At 58.7% G+C, this 21,479-nt stretch carries 20 protein-coding genes and 1 pseudogene; 10 read left to right on the forward strand and 11 right to left on the reverse strand.

Translation table 11 applies throughout. The annotated features are described in order from the left end of the window. Window positions 1-36 precede the first annotated feature (36 nt). From Q7U76_02030 to Q7U76_02050, 5 genes and pseudogenes are all read right to left on the reverse strand, one after another. Window positions 37-720 carry a restriction endonuclease gene (locus Q7U76_02030; GenBank protein MDO8355155.1) on the reverse strand — a complete coding sequence of 228 codons (684 nt, stop codon included), beginning with the start codon at window positions 718-720 and terminating at the stop codon, window positions 37-39. Window positions 721-735: 15 nt separating this feature from the next. Next, window positions 736-906: pseudogene (locus Q7U76_02035) on the reverse strand (winged helix-turn-helix domain-containing protein). Between the two features lie 116 nt (window positions 907-1,022). Further along, window positions 1,023-1,268, reverse strand: coding sequence for an addiction module protein (locus tag Q7U76_02040; protein ID MDO8355156.1), 246 nt, complete (start codon window positions 1,266-1,268; stop codon window positions 1,023-1,025). Between the two features lie 245 nt (window positions 1,269-1,513). Beyond that, entirely contained in the window at window positions 1,514-1,906 is a 393-nt protein-coding gene (locus tag Q7U76_02045) for a nuclear transport factor 2 family protein (protein MDO8355157.1), read from the reverse strand. A gap of 272 nt (window positions 1,907-2,178) precedes the next feature. Then, window positions 2,179-3,081: a DMT family transporter gene (locus Q7U76_02050; GenBank protein ID MDO8355158.1), complete on the reverse strand. Its 903-nt coding sequence runs from the start codon at window positions 3,079-3,081 to the stop codon at window positions 2,179-2,181. Window positions 3,082-3,307: 226 nt separating this feature from the next. On the opposite strand from Q7U76_02050, the gene Q7U76_02055 reads away from it, so the two are divergent. From Q7U76_02055 to Q7U76_02100, 10 genes are all read left to right on the forward strand, one after another. Then, window positions 3,308-3,622, forward strand: a complete 315-nt coding sequence (locus Q7U76_02055) for a PepSY domain-containing protein (GenBank protein ID MDO8355159.1) — start codon at window positions 3,308-3,310, stop codon at window positions 3,620-3,622. Window positions 3,623-3,708: 86 nt separating this feature from the next. Beyond that, window positions 3,709-4,158 carry a DUF2231 domain-containing protein gene (locus Q7U76_02060; protein ID MDO8355160.1) on the forward strand — a complete coding sequence of 150 codons (450 nt, stop codon included), beginning with the start codon at window positions 3,709-3,711 and terminating at the stop codon, window positions 4,156-4,158. Window positions 4,159-4,314: 156 nt separating this feature from the next. Then, a complete protein-coding gene (locus Q7U76_02065; GenBank protein MDO8355161.1) occupies window positions 4,315-4,773 on the forward strand; it encodes a hypothetical protein in 459 nt (152 codons plus the stop codon). Between the two features lie 176 nt (window positions 4,774-4,949). Beyond that, on the forward strand, window positions 4,950-6,206 hold the full coding sequence (locus Q7U76_02070; GenBank protein MDO8355162.1) for a TolC family protein: 1,257 nt from the start codon (window positions 4,950-4,952) through the stop codon (window positions 6,204-6,206). A gap of 21 nt (window positions 6,207-6,227) precedes the next feature. Further along, a complete protein-coding gene (locus Q7U76_02075; GenBank protein ID MDO8355163.1) occupies window positions 6,228-7,412 on the forward strand; it encodes an efflux RND transporter periplasmic adaptor subunit in 1,185 nt (394 codons plus the stop codon). A gap of 1 nt (window position 7,413) precedes the next feature. Next, window positions 7,414-10,518 (forward strand): CusA/CzcA family heavy metal efflux RND transporter, encoded by a 3,105-nt coding sequence (locus Q7U76_02080; GenBank protein MDO8355164.1) that lies wholly within the window; start codon window positions 7,414-7,416, stop codon window positions 10,516-10,518. A gap of 65 nt (window positions 10,519-10,583) precedes the next feature. After that, window positions 10,584-11,261: a response regulator transcription factor gene (locus tag Q7U76_02085; GenBank protein ID MDO8355165.1), complete on the forward strand. Its 678-nt coding sequence runs from the start codon at window positions 10,584-10,586 to the stop codon at window positions 11,259-11,261. 3 nt (window positions 11,262-11,264) lie between these two features. Then, window positions 11,265-12,677: an ATP-binding protein gene (locus Q7U76_02090; protein ID MDO8355166.1), complete on the forward strand. Its 1,413-nt coding sequence runs from the start codon at window positions 11,265-11,267 to the stop codon at window positions 12,675-12,677. A 34-nt stretch (window positions 12,678-12,711) separates the two neighbouring features. Beyond that, window positions 12,712-13,548: a DUF6502 family protein gene (locus Q7U76_02095; GenBank protein MDO8355167.1), complete on the forward strand. Its 837-nt coding sequence runs from the start codon at window positions 12,712-12,714 to the stop codon at window positions 13,546-13,548. Window positions 13,549-13,658: 110 nt separating this feature from the next. Further along, window positions 13,659-15,011, forward strand: a complete 1,353-nt coding sequence (locus Q7U76_02100; protein MDO8355168.1) for a DUF5666 domain-containing protein — start codon at window positions 13,659-13,661, stop codon at window positions 15,009-15,011. Window positions 15,012-15,227: 216 nt separating this feature from the next. On the opposite strand, the gene Q7U76_02105 is transcribed toward Q7U76_02100, so the two are convergent. The 6 genes from Q7U76_02105 to Q7U76_02130 are packed head-to-tail and all read right to left on the reverse strand — an operon-like array spanning window position 15,228 to window position 21,475. Next, window positions 15,228-15,851 carry a tetratricopeptide repeat protein gene (locus Q7U76_02105; protein ID MDO8355169.1) on the reverse strand — a complete coding sequence of 208 codons (624 nt, stop codon included), beginning with the start codon at window positions 15,849-15,851 and terminating at the stop codon, window positions 15,228-15,230. 20 nt (window positions 15,852-15,871) lie between these two features. Beyond that, on the reverse strand, window positions 15,872-17,185 hold the full coding sequence (locus Q7U76_02110) for an NAD(P)-binding domain-containing protein (GenBank protein MDO8355170.1): 1,314 nt from the start codon (window positions 17,183-17,185) through the stop codon (window positions 15,872-15,874). A 15-nt stretch (window positions 17,186-17,200) separates the two neighbouring features. Continuing rightward, window positions 17,201-18,505: a c-type cytochrome biogenesis protein CcmI gene (ccmI, locus tag Q7U76_02115; GenBank protein ID MDO8355171.1), complete on the reverse strand. Its 1,305-nt coding sequence runs from the start codon at window positions 18,503-18,505 to the stop codon at window positions 17,201-17,203. After that, the gene (locus tag Q7U76_02120) at window positions 18,502-18,963 is read right to left on the reverse strand and encodes a cytochrome c-type biogenesis protein CcmH (protein ID MDO8355172.1); all 462 of its coding nucleotides are present in this window, start codon (window positions 18,961-18,963) and stop codon (window positions 18,502-18,504) included. The genes ccmI and Q7U76_02120 overlap by 4 nt, the downstream gene beginning before the upstream one ends. Then, window positions 18,960-19,487, reverse strand: a complete 528-nt coding sequence (locus Q7U76_02125; GenBank protein MDO8355173.1) for a DsbE family thiol:disulfide interchange protein — start codon at window positions 19,485-19,487, stop codon at window positions 18,960-18,962. The genes Q7U76_02120 and Q7U76_02125 overlap by 4 nt, the downstream gene beginning before the upstream one ends. Next, window positions 19,484-21,475, reverse strand: a complete 1,992-nt coding sequence (locus Q7U76_02130) for a heme lyase CcmF/NrfE family subunit (GenBank protein ID MDO8355174.1) — start codon at window positions 21,473-21,475, stop codon at window positions 19,484-19,486. The genes Q7U76_02125 and Q7U76_02130 overlap by 4 nt, the downstream gene beginning before the upstream one ends. Window positions 21,476-21,479 lie beyond the last annotated feature (4 nt).

Here is a 21,479-nt window from a genome sequence, read left to right on the forward strand (position 1 = left end):
TAACCGTCAGAGTGCCTACTACTCCCATCGCCTTTATTATTCTTCGCCGAAATAGTCGGAATCGATCCGCTTTATCTCATACCCAGCGACCTTTGTTACCCCAACATTGTTCTCAATCATCAAGCGAGTAAGGTGGTCACCATCAATCAGCACAATTTTGCTCTCGATAGAAGAGGCAAACGAAATGGCTTCCTTGGAAAATGAGGAAGTAGTTATAAAAATGCCTTTCCTCGCCCTCTGTCCTTGTAAAGCACCCGCAAATTTCTGAATCTCAGGACGACCAACTACACTCTCCCAACGTTTTGCCTGGATGTAGATAATATCGAGACCAAGCCGATCTTCCTTAATCACACCATCTATTCCCTCATCCCCACTTCGCCCAACTACTTGGCCCGCATCGAGCCTAGAGCCCCCGTACCCCAGAGACAAGAGAAGCTCCACAACGACCTGTTCAAAGAACGCTGGAGATGCTGACTTGATTCGATCAAGCAACTCTGTGGAAAGCTGTACTGTTAATTGGCTATGTCCTTGGGCCATCAATTCTTCAGGCGTGTAGTGGGTTTGAATTTCGAGGCGACTGGCGGAAAGTGCCTGACCAGCAAGCACTTGCGTGTTTTCTCCACCGAGCTGTCCCACCTCTTCATTCCGACGACTATTTAAGATGAACGCACGAAACTCTGGGAATTGCTTTAGCGTGGAAATATCAATCCGTTCAGGCACACTGCGTAGAAGCTCTTTCCCGCGATCCGTAATTCTGTATACGCCACGACGCGGAGTCTCTACCACGAGAGCCTTTTTCAGATGGAACTTCGCCCACGCGACTCGATTATTAAAAAGAGTTTGTCGACCGCTAGGCAAGAGCTGCCTTCTTTCTTCTTCAGTCAACTTGAATACTTGAGCGAGCACTGAGGAGCACAAGCGAAGGCAGGGTCATTGCTTGACTTTGCACTTGACTGCCTGGCCACCAATAAAATCCACTCATCTCATCTCAGTTTAGCGACAGGCGTTGCAGTAATACCAAGTCAAGCGATGACCCGTTGCTTCAGGCGGGCACGGACATTCTCAAAGACACCTTCGCCGGACATTGACTTCACTTTCCCCTCGCGGACTTCGCGATAGCGTCTTTGTGCCTCAACTAACCAAACACGCTCGACATCGGCATCAGCCTGGCCATCGAGCTCTTCGATCAAAACCCGCAGCAACTCGGTTTTATCTTCGAAACTCAGAGACCGAATCTTCTCTTCAATCTCAACAAAACCAGGTGACATGACAACCTCCGTACTGCCCGCTACTTGGCCCGTCGAACGATCCCTTCTCTTCCCCCCACCCTTAAACAATGGGCTGAGGCGGTTCTTGCTCTCGACGTGCGCCCGTCCAACGAGGGCCTTCTCATGCCGCGCGTTGCGCAGTCTTTCCCCTACTCTCCCAAGGTCATGGGCTGATTGGTTCCCCCACTGCGCCCGTCGAACGAGCACATTCTGATCGTGCGCGTTCCGGGAGCACAGGGGAACCATTAGCCCATGACCGCACTCCCATGATGATGTATCAGCAACCACTCATCCCCGATCCGTTCGAAGAGATTCGTGGCTAAGACCTGCGCCTGCTGGGGTTCGTCGGATTGATGGGTGGTGATGTGCTCCACGCAGACGACCCAGGCCATATCGCCCGCCACCTGCACCATCACGTCGGTAAGTTCGAAGGTCATCGAGAAGGTATTATTGAAGATCAAGACCCAGGAGTCACGGACTGCCGGCCAGTCCGACCGCAACGACCAACCGGGGTGGACACAGGTGACATATTCCTGATGCGCCCAGACCTTGTCCATCTCGGCGATGTCGAGATTGCCGAACGCGGCATAGAAGGCATGGTTCGCTTTGTTCACTTCCTCGATACGTTGCTCCAGCATGCAGGGCTCCTTCGCTGAAAAATGAGCCGTATCATACTGTAATCCTGGAGAGAAGGGCGAGAGGCTAGGGGCCAGAGGCGGATGGAAGCCATGATCCCGTGCCTCTAGACTGCAGGGACCAGCGATTGAAGCTGAACAATCGATCTTGCAGGCTGCTCAAAAAGGCCGTCCAGCAAGGCCGCAGCGAGCGAAGGCCCGAGGCGTACCCTTTAGGGTACGTTGAGGGCCTGAACGATGCGAGAACGAAGCTGGCGGGCTTTTTCAGCAGCCGACTAAATGGTGAGACGGGAGGTTTGCCGATCCACGACCCACACCCCTGCCAAAATCAGCGCGATGCCGAGGATTTCATTCGTACCCACTGATTCTTTCAACAGCAATGCAGACAGCACGATGGCGGCCACAGGGGTCAGATTGCCCAGGACGGAAGCGCGCGAAGGCCCGATGCCCTTCACGCCGAACAGCCAGGCCTGTTGTGCGATGGCCGTGGCGAACAGGACCAGATAGCCCAGCGCCATCCAATCCGCCTCTGTCACGGACCCAAGTCCTGCCTCCAGCATCTTGCGGTCCGTCCACAAGAGAGGAATTTGGAGAACGGTGGCGACGAGGAGTGTTGTCCAATTGACGGTAAGGGCCGAGTGGCGCTCCATAAGCTGGCGGCTGCCGATACTATAGAGGGCCCAGCTCACCACACCGAGGAAGACCAGCAGGCTGCCGAGCAGCGGCTGATCGCCCGCGGCCTGGAACCCTGCCACAGAGACCAACCCCACCCCCGCAAAGGATAAGAGACCGCCAGCCCAGACGGCTCGTAGCGGAACATCCTGAATCAACAAAGCCGAGAGCAACGATGTCACCACCGGACTCGATCCGATGATCACCCCACCCACAGCCCCGCTCACATAGTTGAGCCCCATGAGAATGAAGAGGTGGTTGCCCAACACACCGAGTCCGAGCAATCCCAACAGGCGCAGATCCGCCTTGGTCATCTTGGCCAGGGTCCCTTCCTGCCACCACCAAGTGGTCAGGAGAATGGCCAGGCCACCGATGTCGCGCAGGACCGAGGCCTCGACGGCGGAGAACGACCCGAGGGCCATCTTCTGTGCCACAATCGAGCCGCCCCAGAGGGCCGCAGCGAGCAGAACCGATCCATAGGCGAGACTGGTGGAGGGAGATGCCATGCCCTATGGGGATACCGTCGTTTCCGTCCGCCGTCAAGGAATATTCTTTCACCCCCGTGAACAGAGGCCGTTTCCCCTATATGACAACTGATGTCTGAGGCAGAACAGGCTTCGATGAAGAATTCTTCATCTTCGCTTCATAGGCCCCTCATGTTGACCGGGTAGTCTGCATACCAGAGCAGCGTCGGTTCATTCTTATTCCACTATTCAATAAGGAGGTCTCATTATGAAGAAGCTCATCATGGCAGCCTGTGTGGCAGTTTCCCTTACCGCCTTTGCCGGACTGGCACTTGCCGACAAGGATCACAAAAGCATCCCCAAGACGGCAGTCTCGCTGGAACAGGCAATCAAGGCCGTCACGGACAAGTACCCGGGCCGGGTCATTGAAGCGGAACTGGAAGCTGAAGATGGCAAGACCGAGTATGAGATCACCGTGGTCAGCAGCAGCGGGGAGAGCCGGGAATATACCGTCGACGCACAATCGGGACTGGTCTCAGAAGACAAGGAAGCAGCCAAGCACGAAGGAAGCCACAAGAAGTAAGCGCGACAGTGATTTCAACGGGATCAGGCCGGAACGGTCCGGCCTGATCCCGCGCAGCCTGCCCTCATGACAAAGGAGACCCGGCGATGACGATCCCATTTCATCCGATGCTCGTTCATTTTCCGATCGCACTGCTCTTCGCCAGTGTCCTCTTTGATATAGCCAGTGCAGCCCTCACCCGCGACAGCCTCCGCGAAGCCGCGCAATGGCTATTGGGCTTAGGGCTCCTGGGAGGCATCGTCGCCGCGATTGCGGGAGGGCAGGCGGAAGGGGCAGCGGAGAAAGCCGGGGTGGCAGAAGCCCTCATCGAGACCCATGAAACGCTGGCCTACATGACGCTCGGTATTATGACGGTCTTGTTTCTCTCTCGGCTGCTGCTTCGCAATCGCTTCAGTACAAAGGCCCTTATTGCGTATTTTATGGTGGCGACGATCGGACTGGTCGCCATCAGTGCGACCGGCCATACCGGCGGTAATCTCGTCTATGAGCATGGCGCCGGCGTGCATACGGCACAGCACATATCTGTAAAAGAATAGTGGACGCGATGCCATTGCGATGAGGACAGTAGTGAGTCAGGGAAGTGGCAAGAGACGCATCGCGGGTGACATCAAAACTTGTTCCTGTGCTGCACGTGGTGTAGGCTAACCATATAAGTGGCTAGCGAGCGTTCCACTGAGGCGATGAGGTTGAATGTGCGTCGGCTTCGTATCATTCCTGTCTTCTGGCTGATCCTCTGGATGCTCGCGATCCCGTTGATCCATGTCCACCCCGACGCGGATCAGCATCATGGGATAGCCGGACATGACCACGGCGGAGTCTTCCACACCGTCTTCTCGCAAGACCTGGATGGCGAATACGGGCATCATGCTCACGCGCATGACGCGCCGGTGATTCAGCCGTCGATTCTTCCATTCCTCGGCGCAGCCGCAGGCCTCTTGAGCCATCCGGAAATCGGATTCGCGTTTCTCTCCTCCTCTCCAGATCACCAGTCGGTCAAGCAGCCTCTGTCCCATGCCCTGCTCGCGGAAGTGGATCTCACCCTGCTGACCCGCCCCGGCTTCCTCACACGCCGGGCTATGTTCCCCGCGCCCATCTTGCTGCTCCTCGCACACGATCTCTCCGGCCGCGCGCCACCTGCAATCTCCGTCTAAATCGATTCCACCAACATGATTCACAGAACCCGGCCTCCTGAGGCTGGGAGCATGCGCGGAAGTTCTCTCTCTGGCAGAGACAAGCCAATTCCGGCTAGCCCACGACTCTGACTCGGAAAGACCGGCAAAGCCTGTCTCAGCCAAGCAGCACGCATGCGAAAAGACGGAGGTGTCAGATGTCGAATCGATGGTACCAGTTCTCTGTCCTGATGGCCTGCGCAGGCACGCTCGCCATCACCGGAACCGTTACGAATGCGGACGCCGAGAGCCCGCAACAATATGCCCTGGCGGAGATCATCTCCCTCGCGCTCGAACATAACCCCGCGATGGCAGGAGCCCAGGGCGTTGTGCGGCAAAGTCTGGGACAACAAGTCACCGCCGGGGCCTATCTCAACCCTTCCATTTCAGGAGTAGCCGGGCGAGGGAGCATTCGTGACCCGAGCACGGGGGTCAAGGTGACAGAGCGAACGGTGACGGTCGAACAGCCTCTGGAGTGGCAAGGAAAGCGCCGCGCAAGACAGCAGGCAGCGGATGCAGGAGCGGCAGGGGCCAACGCCGCGGTGGACGAGACTCGCCTCAACGTGATCGCTGAGACCAAGGTCGCCTTCTATCATGTGCTGTTCGCGCAGCGAGATGTCGAGTTGTCCAGCCAAAACCTGACGATGGTGGAAGAGGTCCTACGAACCGTGAAGGCCCGTGTGGCTGCGGGCGACGCCACGGTCTTTGAAACGATGAAGGCCACCGTCGAGGTCCAGAAAGCCACGAAAGAAGTCGCACGATCCCAGAATGCCTTGGTGGTCGTGAGAGCCAAGCTTGATATGGTGACGGCCGGTACCTTGGGCAAACAGTTCTCGATCCAAGGCGACTTTGAGCCTCTCCAACAGGGGCTTGATCTCGAGATGCTCTCTGCACGCGCGATGGAACAGCATCCGACCCTCCGACGGCTCACCAAACTCGTCGAACAGGCGGAGTTCAGCACCACGCTCGAAAAGGAGTCCAGGATTCCAAACGTCACGGTGCAAGGCAACTATCATCGTGAGGCCGGTGATGAGTCGGTCACCGCAGGGCTCAGTGTTCCCCTTCCACTCTGGTACCGGCGTCAAGGAGAGATCGAAACGGCACTCGGGGCCAGACATCGCGCTGAAGCCGAGCGGCTACGGGCCAAAAATGAAATCTCCCAAGCCATCACACAACATGTGCAGGATGTCCGCACCGCGACCGAACAACTCCAGGTATTCGAGACGGGATTGCTGAAGCAAGCGGAGCAGACGCTGCGGGTTGCACGTATCAGTTTCAAGCAGGGAGTTGCCAGCCTCCTGGACCTGCTCGATTCCCAACGCGTATACCGGCAAACGTTACTCGAGTACGTCCAGGCTCGCGCGGACCTCTCCATCGCCTTCGCTCGGCTTGAACGTGCCGTCGGTGGGATCTAACGATCCAGAAAGAGCCAGACCATGAGCATCAGATGGACCTCACAGACCGGATTGTGTGTGCTCGCGCTGTTCCTGCTTCTCGCCGCCTGCGGCGATCGCGGGAGCGAACAGCCGACTCAACCGCTGAAAGCGAGCCCGCAGTCAGTCGCTCCTCGCACCGGCACCATTCAAGCCCCGGCAACCGTGCGGGATCGATTACGCACCGAGACGGCCGCCGCACATGTAGTTCCAGAAGTGGTGACGGCTCCCGGTGAAGTCGCGCTCGACTTGAAGCAAGTCGCCAAAATTTCCTCCCGGATCGAGGGACAAGTCGAGCACATCCATGTCCAGTTGGGCGATCGCGTCAGACGCGGTCAGCCGTTGGTCGCCATTGAGAGTCTGCGCTTGGATGAATTGGTCCAGGAATATCTCGTGACGAAGTCCCAGGTGGATGTGGCCGAGAGCGGGTTCCGGCGGACGGAGAAGCTGCGGGCCGATGAAATCGTGACGGAGCGTCGACTGGTCGAAGAACGAGGCCATTACCTGGAGGCCCAAGCCCGTCATCAGCATGTTCGCGAAAAGCTGATGACGATGGGCATGACAGTAAAAGAATTACGTGCACTGGAGCATGGGAGTCACCAGGAGGGGCATCTCTATACCCTCACATCGCCGATCGACGGGACCGTGGTCGCGCAAAATGTGGTGCGGGGGCAGGGCGTCTCTCCTGGCAATGAACTGTTCGAGGTCGTCGACACGAGCCGAGTCTGGGTCTTTGCCAATCTGCCGATCGAACAGGCTCGAAAGTTCAAAGAAGGCGATGTGGGAACGATCCTGCCCAAGGGCGGTGAGCCCGTCACAGCTCCACTCACCTATCTTGCGCCGGTAGCAGACGAGACCACGCGCACCATTCAAGTTCGGTTCGAGGCGGCGAACCAGCAACACAACCTGAGGCCACGAGAATATGTCGATGTTCAACTGACCGTCGCGAGTCCGGCGACCTTGGCTGTTCCCCTGTCGGCCATGACGATGGTGAACAACGTGCATGGCGTCTTTGTTCAGCGGGAGACTGGCTATGCCTTCGTTCCGATCGAAACAGGACGTGAAGGCGGGGGCTGGATCGAGGTGCGAAAAGGGCTGACCGCGGGCGAGCAGGTGGTGATCGACGGCGTCTTCGACTTGAAGAATGTGCTCCTAAAAGAACATATCGGGTCCGGAGAGGGAGGATAAGATGGAGCGGTTGTTCATCCTCTCCCTGCGCTACCGCTTCTTCACTCTGGTGGCGGTCATGCTCGTGATCGCTCTCGGCCTCTGGTCTCTGACCCACCTCACCATCGACGCCATGCCGGATCTGACGCCGGTCCAGGTCCAGATCCTCACCCGTTCCCCAGCGCTCGGCCCGGTCGAAGTGGAACAGTTCATCACCTTTCCGATCGAGGCCTCGCTGAGCGGATTGCCGGCCCTCCGCGAACTCCGCTCGGTGTCTCGCTATGGGCTCTCCGCGGTCACGGCGATCTTCGAGGATCAGACGGACATCTACCGGGCGAGGCAGTTAGTCACTGAGCGGTTGACCCGCGCGATGGAACGTATCCCCGTCGACTATGGCCGTCCGATTGTCGGCCCACTGACGACCGGTTTGGGCGAAGTCTATCAATTCACGTTGAAAGGGCATGGCTACAGTCCCATGGCCCTCCGAACTCTCCTTGAGTGGGACATCGGAATGCGGCTGCGGGCGGTGCCGGGCGTCGTCGAAGTGAATATTTGGGGAGGTGAACCGCAACAGTTCCAAGTCGTGGTGGATCCCGCGAAGCTCCTGTCCTTCAAACTCTCGATTCGGCAGGTATTCGAAGCGCTCGAACGTAACAACGCCATCGCCGGCGGGGGCTACATCGAACGTCAACGGGAACAATTGCTCATTCGTGGCGAAGCCTTGGCAACACAGGTGACGGACCTTGCGAGGATTGTGGTGGCGCACGGCCCCGGGGGAGTGCCGATCTATATTGGCGATCTCGCCGAGGTGAAGGAGGCATCGGCCCTCCGCATCGGCGCGGCAACATCCATGGGAGAGGGCGAAACCGTCATCGGCATGGTCCAGATGTTGGCGGGCGAGAATGCCCAGCAAGTGGTTGAACGGGTCAAATCCAGAGTGAAAGAGATCGAAGCGACTCTCCCTCCTGGTGTGACCATCGAACCTTACTACGACCGGACGTTGCTGGTCTCGAAGGTGATGCGCACCGTGCGCAACAATCTGCTCGAAGGTGGACTGCTCGTCATTGCCGTCCTGTTCCTCTTTCTCGGCGATCTCCGCGCCGGTGTGATCGTGGCGTCCGCCATTCCCCTGTCGATGCTGATCGCGTTCAGCGGGATGATGCAGGCAGGCCTCTCCGGAAATTTGATGAGCCTGGGCGCCATCGATTTCGGGTTGCTCGTGGATGGCTCGGTCGTGATGGTCGATAACATCCTCAGGCGATTGGCCAAGAAGGGCGCCATGAGCCAGGAAGAACGGCTGGGTGAGATCGTAGCGGCCGGCCGCGAGGTCCTTCGCCCCATGACCCTCGCCGTCGGCATCATCATTCTCGTCTATGTGCCCATCCTGGCACTCACCGGCATCGAAGGAAAAATGTTCCGTCCGATGGCGCTGACCGTCATCCTGGCCCTGGCCGGCTCGCTCCTGCTCGCGATCACCGTCACCCCTCTGCTCGCCTATTGGTTCGTGAGGGCGAAGCCGGGACATGAGGACACGCCTGTGATCGGCATCCTGCGCCGGGCCTACGAGCCCTGTCTCAGATGGGCAACGACGCGACCGGCCTGGGTCGTGACGCCGGCGGTCGGGCTGTTTGTCGTGAGTCTCGGACTGAGCGCGTGGCTTGGCATCGAGTTTGTGCCTCGACTCGACGAGGGGGACATGGCAATTCAACTCTGGCGATTGCCCAGCGTGTCGCTGAGCGAGTCGGTCAAAAACGCCTTAGACGTTGAACGGGTGCTTCGCCGATTCCCGGAAGTCGTGCAGGTGGTCACCAGAACCGGGAGCCCCGAGGTGGCGACCGACGTGATGGGAGTGGAGATGTCCGATGTGTTCGTCATTCTCAAGCCGCAGGGCGAATGGACGACGGCCGGCACGCGCGAGGACTTGATCGCCAAGATGCGGCCCGCCATTCTCGATGCCGTTCCCGGCGTCGGCCTCGGCTTTACGCAGCCGATCGAGATGCGCTTCAACGAGTTGATCGCGGGCACGCGCTCCGATCTGGCGGTCAAGATTTTCGGTCCCGATCTGGAGGTCCTCACCAGGCAGGCCGAGGCCGTGGCGCGTGTATTAGAAACCGTGCGGGGCGCGGCAGACGTCAAAGTCGAGCAGGTCGCGGGCCTTCCACTGCTGCGAGTGATTGTGGATCGAGAACAGATCGCCCGCTACGGGCTTACGGCAGATGAGGTGCTCACCCTCGTACAAACAACGCGGGTCGGACATGTCGTCGGCACCGTGGTCCAGGGATCGCGGCGGTTTGAGCTCGTCGTCCGCTTGGCCGACAGTGCCTCGGCCGATCCCGCCGCGTTGGGCAATCTGCTCATCCCAACCGCTCATGGTGAACTCGTCCCCCTCTCGCGCGTCGCAGCGATCCGGGTGGCCACGGGACCGGCTCAGATCAGCAGGGAGCATGTGCAGCGGCGCATCGTGGTGGAGAACAACATCCGGGGAAGGGACTTGGGAAGCTTCGTGGCAGAGGCTCAGCGCCTGGTGGCACGTGAGGTGTCACTCCCAATAGGATACGAACTGACCTGGGGCGGACAGTTTCAGCATCTTCAGGAAGCCACCAGCCGACTAGCTGTAGTCGTGCCCATCACCCTCCTCCTGATTCTGGGGGTGTTATCGGTCATCTTCGGGGCTATGCGTCCCGCACTGTTGATTTTCCTCAATGTTCCCTTGGCGCTCTCCGGTGGCATCGTGGCGCTCTGGCTCCGCGGCTTGCCGCTCAGCATTTCCGCGGTCATCGGATTCATTGCTCTGTTTGGCATTGCCGTGCTCAATGGGGTGGTGCTGCTCAGCCACATCCGGCAACTCGAAGAGGAAGGCCTCCCGACGGATCAGGCTGTGATGCAAGGCGCAATGGATCGACTCAGGCCCGTGCTGATGACGGCGCTCGTCGCCAGCCTTGGTTTTCTCCCCATGGCGGTAGCCACCAGCATGGGAGCCGAGGTCCAGCGGCCCCTCGCCACCGTCGTGATCGGAGGCCTGCTCACCTCCACGATTCTCACCCTGCTGATTATTCCCGCGCTCTACAAACGCGTCTGTACCGCACAACTACCGATCGCGCAGCGTGAAACCTCTGCGACAGGATAAGAGCCTCGCCGACGTCGATTGCCCGGATGAAGCCGGAAGACTAGAATCGAGACAAAAGGATCAGGATGCGCATTTTGATTGTTGAAGACGACCCAAACCTTGCGGGGTTCACCCAAAAGGGGCTCCGAGAAGAACGCTATGCGGTGGATCTCGCACAGGACGGTGAGGAGGGACTCCTCATGGCGAGCATCACGCCCTATGACCTCGTCATCCTCGACGTGATGCTTCCGAAACTGGATGGGTTCACGGTCTGCCGCCGCCTCCGTGCCGCCGGCAACAGCACGCCGATCCTGCTCCTGACAGCCAGAGGAACGGTTGACGACCGGGTGACCGGTCTCGACATGGGTGCCGACGACTATCTCACGAAACCCTTCGCGTTTGCCGAACTGCTCGCCCGGGTGCGGGCATTGATCAGGCGAAAGGGCCATGACCAGGCGCCGCGCCTCATGGTCGCAGACCTCGAAGTCGATCCCCTCGCCCATCGAGTCTGGCGGGCGGGCAAGGAGATCACGCTGACGAACAAAGAATACGCATTGCTGGAATATCTGCTTCGCAACCCCGATCGCGTGCTGACAAGGACTGCGATCATCGAGCATGTGTGGGATATCCACTATGACGGCATGACGAATATTGTGGATGTGCACATTCGGGCGCTGCGGGCCAAGGTCGATCGGGAACATTCGGTCCCTCTCATCCATACCGTCCGCGGTGTCGGGTATGTGCTGAAAACACCGGAGGCGTAAGGCATGGTCGCGTTCCGCACTCACATCCGCCGGTCGGCCTTGGTTCTCATGCTCGTTCTTCTGACTGCCTTTGCCGTCTTCATCCACATCGGGCTCTCGAACCTCCTCTATCGCCACATCGACGGGGAACTGTTCGCTCTCGCCCAGCACGAAGCCTCCAGAGTCGAAATCAAAACCGGCACCCTCACCACATTGGAAGATGACGAACAGCAGGAGTTACGTGAGGCTGCCCGCTCGACCGTGGTTCTGGATCCAAACGGAACGATCATATGGAAAGGAGCGGCGGTGATTGTGCGCCCCTCACTGGAAGCCGCTGTCTTGGCCGATCTCCAACAGGGACGCACGGCCTACGACACGATCACCACACCGAATCATGAATCTATCCGGCGCATCTCGCTCCCCATCACCCGCGGCGGAACCGTGGAGTACATTCTTCAGACGGAGTCATCGCTCCGTATTGTGCAGGACGCCCTCCGCCTGTTGCGACTCCTGCTTGGAGGCCTGGCCGCGGCCATGATCGGAGCGGCCTGGCTGGGGAGTCGCTGGCTCGCCCGTCAGGCGCTGACGCCGGTCGACGTGCTCACCGCCACGGCGGAGCAAATCTCCGTCCCCTCGCTGAAGACCCGCGTGACGCTGGATGCGCCGTACGAAGAGTTTGCACGATTGGCCCGCGTCTTCAACGCGATGCTGGACCGGCTGCATACAGTCTTTGAAGGACAACGCCAATTCGTGGCCGATGCCTCGCATGAGATGCAGACTCCCTTGACCGTGATCAAGGGCACGATTGAAGTCGCGTTGATTAAGAGCCGGAGCGCCGACGAATATCGGGAGGCGTTGGTGACCAGCTTGGGGCAGGTTGAGCGGCTCAGCACCTTGACACGCTCACTCCTGACACTGGCCCAATTCTCCGGGGATCGCCCGCCCGTAAAACTCATTCCTCTGGCGTTGGAGCCCTTGGTTCAGGAACTGGTGAAGGAACTCACCGTGCTGGCCGAAGATCGCAAGGTTCGACTGACGCTGGAGACTCACCCGGTGCCGCTGGTATTGGGAGATCACGGACGACTGACACAACTGCTGATCAATCTGCTCGATAACGCGTTGGCCCATACGCCGCCTGAGGGAGCGGTCACGCTACGGCTTAAACCGGACAACGGACAAGTGGTAATGGAAGTAGAGGATACAGGCCCCGGCATCGCGCCGGAACATCTACCCCATCTGTTTGAACGATTCTACCGGGGCGATCACGCACGCGACAGGGAGTCCGGCGGAACGGGCCTCGGGCTCGCGATTGTGAAAGAAATCGCAGAAGCTCATGGCGGAACCGTGCGCGCAGCCAACACCCTCGGCAAGGGATCGGTCTTCACCCTCTCGCTTCCGCCGTACAGACCGCCGACCGTCAGCGCTTGCGCCACTTGACTTCTCCTCGGTGTGGGACTAAATTCCCAAGTCTGTGAAACCAGGCCACACGAAAGCCCTCTCGGCTGCCACGCTCACCTTTCTCCGTCCGCTCGTCCGGCTCTTTCTCCGGAACGGCTTCGCGGCAAAAACCTTCTTCGACCTCGCCAAGCAGACCTACGTTGAGGTCGCCCGGGACGAATGTGGCGTCAAAGGGAAACAGGCCTCCATCTCCCGAATCGCCATTCTGACCGGACTGACTCGCAAAGAGGTCCAACAGCTACTGAGCAGCCCCGAAGCCCGCGACACTGCGCCGGAAGAGCAATACAACCGAGCCGCGAGAGTCATTGGCGGATGGCTGAAAGATCCGGCCTTCGGTGACGGAAAGGGCCACCCCGCCCCGCTTGAACTGGATGGCAAGCGTGGATCGTTTAGTGCGTTGGTCAAACGCTACAGTGGGGACATGCCTGTCCGCGCGATCTTCGACGAACTGGTACATGTCGGAGCCATCCAAGAACTCAAGGATGGGCGAATTTGCCTTCGTGCTCGAGGCTATATCCCGCAAAAAGGCGATGCTGAGAAGCTCGCCATTCTTGGCACTGATACTGCAGATCTTATTGCAACGATCGATCACAACCTATACGAGACTCCAAGCAAGCCTCGATTCCAGAGAAAAGTGATGTACGACAACGTCCCGCAAGAGGCGGCGAAAGAATTTCAAATTCTTGCGGCGGCACAAGGACAGGAATTCCTGGAAACACTGGACCGCTGGCTGGCCCATCGAGACCGCGATGTGAATCCGTCTTCAAAAGGCACGGGGCGGGTCCGCGTGGGACTGGGGATCTATCAATTCGAAGAAGACGTGGATTCCAAACCGGGAAGTGCATCGTGAGATGCTTCGGATCGATCTACAGAGTTCTTCTCCTGAGTGTCACCTTCGGGTCGTTCGCGTCCTGTGGCCCAAGTCCTCAGGCCGGCGGCGGGATCGGTGGAACTGGGTCCGTGGCCACGGTCTCAACGGGACCCGTCACAGGATTCGGCAGCGTCTTCGTATCCGGAAACGAGTTCGCCACGAACGGCACCAGCTTCACGGTCGATGGCATTCCGAATGCCAGTGAGCGGCAGCTCAAGAAGGGGATGATCATCCTCGTCAATGGCACGATCACCGAGGATTACAAGACGAACCAAGTCGTCCAACGGACAGCCAGGACGATCCTGTACGAGGACACCATCGAGGGCCCAGTCCAATTCGTGGCTCCGGACGGGCTCAGCCTGATCGTGTTAGGACAAACCGTACTGATTAATCAATCGACTATTATCGACCCCAGCGTCCCAGCCATCAGCAGTTTGAAGCAAAACGACCTGGTGGAAGTGAGCGGTTTCGTATCCGGCCCTGGCACGGTAGTCGCCACCCTCATCGACCGCAAGAACTCGGGAGAAGCGACCAACTATCAGGTTAAAGGATTCATCTCTCAGCATGATGACGGTCGTCAGTCTTTTACCCTCGGCAGCTTGGAGGTGAACTACACGGGAGCGGACATCAGCCAAATGCCAAATCCTGCCGGGACATCCTGGGACGGGCGGTTGGTCGACGTTCAGGGAAGCCAGGTGAAATCTGGGGGATCGGGACCGTACGGCATCCGACTGACCGCGACCAAGGTGAAGCCGGAAACATTACGCGCTGAGAATAGTGAGAGCACAGAGATTGAAGGATTCGTATCCCAGATCAGTGCACCTGGCCACTTCTACCTCGGCAACGTACCTGTACAAACGAGCGCCGGCACGACCTTCGAAGGAGGAACCATCAACGACATCCTAGTTGGGGCCCATCTGGAGGTGTATGGTTCGCTGGTCGGCGGCATTGTGAATGCCACGAACGTCGAATTTGAAGGAGAAACGGAACTGCAGGCGAATGTGGCCGCGATCAATGCGACCGACAGTACATTGACGTTAACAGGCTTACCCGCGCTTGCTATCCAATTTGATTCGCAGACAGCCCTCCAGGGTCAGGGGAATCCACATAGCCTCACCGACCTTCAGGCTGGCGATCATCTCAAAATCCACGGTCAACTTCGTGGTGGGGATATGATCTTGGCAACGGAAGTGGAGCGGAGTGCGCCAGCATCAACCGTTCAGATAAAGGGATTGGTCATGTCCGCCGCAGATCCATTTCTCGTCCTCTTCGGATCTTCCATTGACACATCGTCGATTCCAGAGAATCGATTTCTTGGGCGCTCTGGAGTGATCGGAAGAAGTGGCTTCTTTACCGGTCTCTCAAGCGGTGAAAAAATCGTCCTCCGCGGGACCTATCAAGCAAATACTGTGACGTGGTCATCGGTTTCCCGTGGCGATTAGCCGTGGGCAGCATCTCCCCTCCTCACCCAAACTTCCCCTTCTCGCTAGAGCCAGGTAACGCTTCGATCCTGTTCATGCCGGATCGTTGCCATGTCGCGGAGGACACAGACCTATTTGAATATGGCCTCGGCCAGAGGAATCCGTCGCCGGCAGGTTAAATCATTACCCTTGCTTGAGTTCGGGTGCAACGGAGATGGCTCGAAACTGTCCTTATTGCTACGGGATCTTGTTGACCGTCACGCTGGCTCTGGAGGGCTTCCATTGTTTGATGAGTTTCCTTACATTCGCCACCTCGACGGGCGTCAATTGTTTGGAGAGGATCTCGCTCTGTCGAGCAGCCTCCTCGTCACCCTGGCCGGCAGACAGCGCAAGCCACATGTACGCTTGAGATTTGTCCGATGCTACCCCCTGGCCGCCTCCAGCCAGTAGCTTCCCCAGGCTATGTTGCGCAGGGACAAAACCTTTATCTGCAGCAAGACGCCACCATCGGACGGCTTCTCTATCGTCCTTCGGCACACCCGTGCCCTCCCAGTAATTGTCACCGAGCGCATTCTGAGCGAAGGCATCCCCTTGCATGGCCGCCAGTCGATACCAACGGAGCGCTTCGCTCTTATCTTTTGGCACACCCTGGCCGCGGTCGTACAAGAGGCCTAGATTGAACTGGGCTTCCGCATCTCCCTTTTCAGCCTGCTTGTGCAATTGCTGAATGGGAGCCGCCAATGCGGTGCCTTGCTTGGCAACGAGAGGTGACGTGTCTTGTGTCGCAGGTAGTGACCGTGACCCTCCACAGGCGTTCATCGATAACAGAATCGTACTGGCGATAATGATCCGACTCCACATGGGGACCTCCTTGAGCAATGCTACTTCGCCACAGCCGTGCCGTAGTAGGTATCGACCATCACGCCGATTTCTTTGAGCATAGGAGTGGGCAGAGTACCGCCGGCACAGACGATCACGGCGTCGTTCTTCACTGAATAACTCTTCCCCTCCTGCTCAAGCGTCACCGTATCTTGCTCAATCTGTTTCACACTCGCATTCAGGAATATCTTCAGCTTCCCTTGTGCCGCGAATTCTTTTAGCCGCATCCGGTTCTTTTCCTTGGGCCGCGTGAGAATATCGTCTCCCCTACTGGATACCGACACCGTCGTACCCCGCTCTTCCGCAATCGCCAACGCCGCTTCGGCGGCGCTATCGCCGCCTCCCACTACCAGCACATGCTGTCCGCGATACTGTTCCGCATCGATCAGGCTGTACACTACCTTGGATTGTTCTTCCCCCGGCACACCGAGTTTACGCGGCGTGCCGCGTCGGCCAATAGCTAGGAGCACGTTCTTCGTCCGATAGCTCTGCTTCGAAGTCTTGACCATAAACCCGCCACCGGCTTTCGTGATTGCCTCCATCCGCTCCTTGAAGTTGATCGTAAGTCCTGTTTTCCGAATGATGCCGTTCCAGAACTCGAGCAGCTCTTCTTTACTGATCTCCCGCCTATTGAACATGCCGATGATCGGCAACTTCATGGGAGCCGTCATCGCGAGCTTCCGCCGCGGGAAATGATAAACTGAACCGCCCAGGCCATCCTCCTGTTCAATCGTCACAAATCGTAACCCGGCTTCTTTCGCCGCCAGTGAGCCTGAGATCCCGGCCGGTCCCGCCCCGACGATCACCACATCCAATTCATTCGCACTCCCCTTGTGCTTCAGGATGGACGCGATAGCCCGGGCCCCCTGGTCCACCCCTTTGCGAATCAATCCCATCCCACCTAACTCGCCGGCGATGTAGATTCCGGAGACGTTCGTTTCAAAGGTCGGCTTGACTTGCGGGATATCGATGCCGCGCTTCTCCGTCCCGAACACCAACTGAATCGCCTCGACCGGACAGGCCGCTTCGCAGGCTCCGTGGCCGATACAGTGATCGGGCTGAACGAGCAGGGCTTTCCCTCTCACGATTCCAAGCGCATGCTCCGGACAGGCTTTCACACAGGCGCTCGACCCGATACACTTATTGACATCGATGACGGGATGGAGCGTCAGAGGCTCCGCAACTCCAGACTTGATCGTCTCAGCCAGGCGAGCACCGAATTGAGTTTCCTTTTTGCTGTGCCGCCGGTAGTAGAGCAGCAGGACAAGAATCAGTGGCAGGAGGTAGAACAGTGTGGTGAGATACGAGTGCGACATGGGAGCTTCCCCGCGCTATGGGATTTCACGATCGATCACGACATTGATCCCATTCACCCCGGGCTTGACCGGCTGACTCATGCCCTGCAAATCCCCGCTCTTCGCCATGGCCTCGCCGGACTTCGAGAGACGCGCGACGATCACGACGGTCCCTGCATCGGACAACTTCCTGGCCGGCATGGGACTCGTTGAATCGTCGAGCCGGAAGGTGAAGGGCAAATCTTTTTTCATCACGCGGACGATCGAGACCGGCATGGGCGGCCCCTCCACAGCCTTCGCAAACACAAACAGGGTATCGGTGGGCGATCCTTTACCGGCCAAATGCGGTGCGAGGGTGACCGTTCCGGCGATCGCAAGCTCCTGCCCCGTCTGCTTGGCGGGAGTGGCCGGTCCCGCAGGCGTGACCTTCACGGTTGCCGCCATCCCCTTCTCCCCCGCGAGGCCCTTCTCCCCCGCGAGGCCCTTCGCTTCATCGATGGCAGAGGCTAACTCTTGAAGCACCTCCGGCTCCGCATCGGGCGGCAAATTCGCGCGCGCCTGGACCCAATACCTCGCCGCATCCGCATACTGCTTTCGATCGAATGCCACGGTGCCGACCATCATCAGCGCTTTCACATTCTGTGGATCGCGCGTCAGCGCTTGCTGAATCAGCAACTCCGGCTTTCCTTCCAATGTCCGGCCCTGGACGACGCCCAACGCGTCGGCATAGTCGGCCAGTAACTGGGCATCATCCGGAATCAGGCTGACGGCTTTCTCGTAAATCGTCACGGCCTCGCCATACCGCCCCATGCTCACATAGGAGCGGGCGAGCAGCGCCCATCCCACTCCGTCGTTGGGATTTTGCTCGAGTTTTTTCTTGAGACGTTCCAACAGGGACTCGATCCCTTCGGCACTCATGCGGTCGGAATCCGAGTTGCCCTGCGCCGAAAACGCCGATGCGGATGGATGCGAAATCGCCAGCGGATTCCCGATCGTCCAGTACAGAACCACACTCGCCAGAGGAACGACGATGGCGACGACGACCGCGACCAGACGGCTATTGACCTGCCATCCTGCCGCTGCCGGCGCCGTATCGGCGCTCCCGGTTTCATCGAGCAGCCGACGCTCGAGCTCAGACCGCGCCTGCTGGTAGAGCTCCTCTGTCAACACCCCATTCTTCTGATCCTGTTCGAGTTCGGCAAACTGCTGCCGGTAGACCGCCAATCTGTTATCGCGTTCGCCCATCGCGACCGCAGTGGTTCGCCTGAGCAACGGCCATAGAAGGAGCGCGATCACAGAGATGGTCATAGCCGATGCGATGAGCCAGAACATGAGTGTCATGAGCGTTTGGTTCCTTCCGAGAGCAGTTGCGCGACTGCTCGATGGTCCTCATCGGAGAGCGCGGGATCTGGCACTGTCTTCGCTCGGCGCCGCAACGAAACGGCTAACATAACCCCTCCCACCACGAGCAAGAGAAACGGGCCCAGCCAGAGAAAAGTCGTCGTGGCCTTGAGCGGAGGCCGGTATAACACGAAGTCGCCATACCGTTGGACCAGGAAGTCGAGGATCTCTTGGTCGCTCATATTTTTCGCGATCATTTCGCGGACTTCACGGCGCAAATCTTCGGCCAATGGCGCGGTCGAGTCTGCCAGCGTCTGGTTCTGACAGACGAGACAGCGCAACTCCAGAGCAAGGGTCTTCAGACGCGCCTCTGCCTGCGGGTTCTCAGCCAGCGGTTTCGCTTCCTCTGCCGACACGAGGCAGGGAATCAAGAGCAACACAAGTAACCAGCGTCTCATTGTTGTTGTAACTCCCGCACCAGGGGCATGATTTTCTTGTCCAGAATACTCTCATCCAGCGGACCGATCTGTTTGTAGCGGATCACCCCCGCTTTATCGATCACGTACGTTTCAGGAACGCCATAGACTCCGTAGTTGATGCCCACACGCCCCGATTCATCGACCGCGATGACCGAATAGGGATTCCCCCATCGCTGCAGCCAGGCGATCCCCTCGTCCCGCCGGTCCTTGTAGTCCATGCCGTAGATCGGGACTTCGCCGGTTTTCGCGAGCTGCATCAGCACAGGATGCTCTTCCTTGCAGCCACCGCACCACGAAGCCCAGAAATTCAGCAGCCAGACTTTGCCGCGCAGATCCTGCAGCGACAACATCTGCTGAGGTTCGTGTAATTGCGGCAGGGCAAACTCCGGCGCCGATTTACCCACTAACGGCGATGGCACTTCGCGAGGGTTCAAGGTGAGCCCAATACCCAGAAACCCGACGACCACCACAAAGATCGCAAGAGGGAGGAGGAACCGTTTCATGAGACCTCTGGCCCCACCGGGTGCGGCAGGTCTGACACGAGCGATTCTTCACGCCGCCCGGCTAAACGATAGCGGCGATCGGTCATCGCGAGGACCCCGCCCAACGCCATAATCAAACAACCGCCCCAGATCCAGTCGATGAAGGGCTTGTGGTACAACCGCACGCTCCAGGCTCCCCCAGGGAGCGGTTCCCCGAGCGACACATAGAGGTCGCGCAGCAATCCTGTATCAATCGCGGCTTCGGTCATCGCCTGATTCTGAACCGGATAATGCCGCTTTTCAGGAAACATGTCGGTGACGTCATGCCCCCCCTGGCTCACGTGAAACATCCCGCGTGCCGCCGTATAGTTCGGCCCCTTAACGTTTTGCACGCCATCGAACCGGAAGGTATATCCTCCGATGGTGGAGGTCTCGCCGACATTCATGCGTAGATCTTGTTCGACCTCGAACCCTTTGACCATGGTGACGCCCACGATAAACACAGCGATGCCGCAATGGGCAACCACCATGCCCCAATAGGCCCGCGGAAGCGTGGCCAGAGCACTCATGACACTGATGCCGACGAGGCGGCTCACTCGCTCCCACACATTCACCGCTGCCGTCGTCACAATCCAAGACGCCAACAACAGCCCCAGGCTGAGAAGCGGCGTCCACTTGCCCAGCACGAACGGGAGCAGCAGCGCGGTGACGACGCTCGCGCCGAAGGCCCAACGCAGGCGTAGCGCCAAGTCCGGCAAGCTCGCTTTCTTCCACTGCGCCAATGGGCCGATTCCCATGAGAAAAATGGCCGGGGTCATGAGGGGGACAAACACCGTATCGAAATAGGGCGGGCCGACTGAAATCTTCCCGAGACCCATCGCGTCGAGAAACAACGGATAGAGCGTACCCAGGAAGACCGATCCCAAGGCCGCGACCAGCAATACATTGTTTCCCAGCAACATCGCTTCGCGCGAGACCATGTCGAAGCCGCCCCCCAACCCCACACGCGGGGCACGCCAGGCATAGAGGACCAACGACCCGCCGATGACGATCGCGAGGAAGACCAGAATAAACAAGCCGCGTTTTGGATCGGTCGCGAAAGCATGGACCGAGGTCAAGACACCGGATCGGACCAAAAATGTTCCGACCAAACTCAATGAGAAGGCGAGAATCGCGAGCAGCACCGTCCAGACTTTGAAACCGCCCCGTTTATCCGTCACGGCCAGCGAGTGGATCAGCGCGGTCCCTGCCAGCCAAGGCATGAAGGAAGCGTTTTCCACCGGGTCCCAGAACCACCAGCCGCCCCAGCCGAGTTCGTAATAGGCCCAGCCGCTGCCTAACGCGATACCCACGGTGAGAAAACACCAGGCGGCGGTCGTCCAAGGGCGCGACCAGCGGGCCCAGGCTGCGTCCAGATTGCCTCCCAACAGGGCTGCAATCGCAAAGGCGAACGCCACGGAAAATCCCACGTACCCCATATAGAGCATCGGCGGATGCATGACCATGCCGGGATCCTGCAGCAAGGGATTGAGATCGCGCCCATCGGCCGCGGCCGGAATCAACCGTTCGAATGGATTCGACACGGTCAACATGAACAAGAGAAATCCCAGGCTGACCAACCCCATGACGCCGAGAATACGGGCACGCATCGCCTCCGGTAGATGTGAGGAGAAGAACGTCACGGCGACCATCCAGATGGTGAGGATGAACGTCCAGAGGAGCAACGACCCCTCATGCGCGCCCCAGATGGCCGCGAGACGATAATGCAGGGGGAGATGGGAATTCGACGTGGACGCGACGTACAGGACCGAGAAGTCTTTGACGGCGAACGCGTATCCCAGGCAACAGAAGGCCAACAGGACTAGGATGAATTGCCCGCGCGCCGCCGGCTTCGCAACGGACATCAAGGCCGCGTTCCCGACTGCGGCCCCATAAATAGGAAGGCTCCCCTGCACGACCGCGACGCAGAGCGCAAGAATCAACGCAAAATGACCGATTTCTGGAATCATACAG

The organism is Nitrospirota bacterium (genome assembly GCA_030645475.1).
In the GTDB taxonomy this organism is placed as follows: Bacteria; Nitrospirota; Nitrospiria; order Nitrospirales; family Nitrospiraceae; genus Palsa-1315.

What these genes read in the sequence shown, in the direction of transcription:
- Q7U76_02040 (MDO8355156.1), bottom strand. Translation starts at nt 1,268, where the DNA reads ATGTCACCTGGTTTTGTTGAGATTGAAGAGAAGATTCGGTCTCTGAGT.
- Q7U76_02045 (MDO8355157.1), bottom strand. Translation starts at nt 1,906, where the DNA reads ATGCTGGAGCAACGTATCGAGGAAGTGAACAAAGCGAACCATGCCTTC.
- Q7U76_02050 (MDO8355158.1), bottom strand. Translation starts at nt 3,081, where the DNA reads ATGGCATCTCCCTCCACCAGTCTCGCCTATGGATCGGTTCTGCTCGCT.
- Q7U76_02055 (MDO8355159.1), top strand. Translation starts at nt 3,308, where the DNA reads ATGAAGAAGCTCATCATGGCAGCCTGTGTGGCAGTTTCCCTTACCGCC.
- Q7U76_02060 (MDO8355160.1), top strand. Translation starts at nt 3,709, where the DNA reads ATGACGATCCCATTTCATCCGATGCTCGTTCATTTTCCGATCGCACTG.
- Q7U76_02070 (MDO8355162.1), top strand. Translation starts at nt 4,950, where the DNA reads ATGTCGAATCGATGGTACCAGTTCTCTGTCCTGATGGCCTGCGCAGGC.
- Q7U76_02075 (MDO8355163.1), top strand. Translation starts at nt 6,228, where the DNA reads ATGAGCATCAGATGGACCTCACAGACCGGATTGTGTGTGCTCGCGCTG.
- Q7U76_02080 (MDO8355164.1), top strand. Translation starts at nt 7,414, where the DNA reads ATGGAGCGGTTGTTCATCCTCTCCCTGCGCTACCGCTTCTTCACTCTG.
- Q7U76_02085 (MDO8355165.1), top strand. Translation starts at nt 10,584, where the DNA reads ATGCGCATTTTGATTGTTGAAGACGACCCAAACCTTGCGGGGTTCACC.
- Q7U76_02090 (MDO8355166.1), top strand. Translation starts at nt 11,265, where the DNA reads ATGGTCGCGTTCCGCACTCACATCCGCCGGTCGGCCTTGGTTCTCATG.
- Q7U76_02105 (MDO8355169.1), bottom strand. Translation starts at nt 15,851, where the DNA reads ATGTGGAGTCGGATCATTATCGCCAGTACGATTCTGTTATCGATGAAC.
- Q7U76_02110 (MDO8355170.1), bottom strand. Translation starts at nt 17,185, where the DNA reads ATGTCGCACTCGTATCTCACCACACTGTTCTACCTCCTGCCACTGATT.
- ccmI (MDO8355171.1), bottom strand. Translation starts at nt 18,505, where the DNA reads ATGACACTCATGTTCTGGCTCATCGCATCGGCTATGACCATCTCTGTG.
- Q7U76_02120 (MDO8355172.1), bottom strand. Translation starts at nt 18,963, where the DNA reads ATGAGACGCTGGTTACTTGTGTTGCTCTTGATTCCCTGCCTCGTGTCG.
- Q7U76_02125 (MDO8355173.1), bottom strand. Translation starts at nt 19,487, where the DNA reads ATGAAACGGTTCCTCCTCCCTCTTGCGATCTTTGTGGTGGTCGTCGGG.
- Q7U76_02130 (MDO8355174.1), bottom strand. Translation starts at nt 21,475, where the DNA reads ATGATTCCAGAAATCGGTCATTTTGCGTTGATTCTTGCGCTCTGCGTC.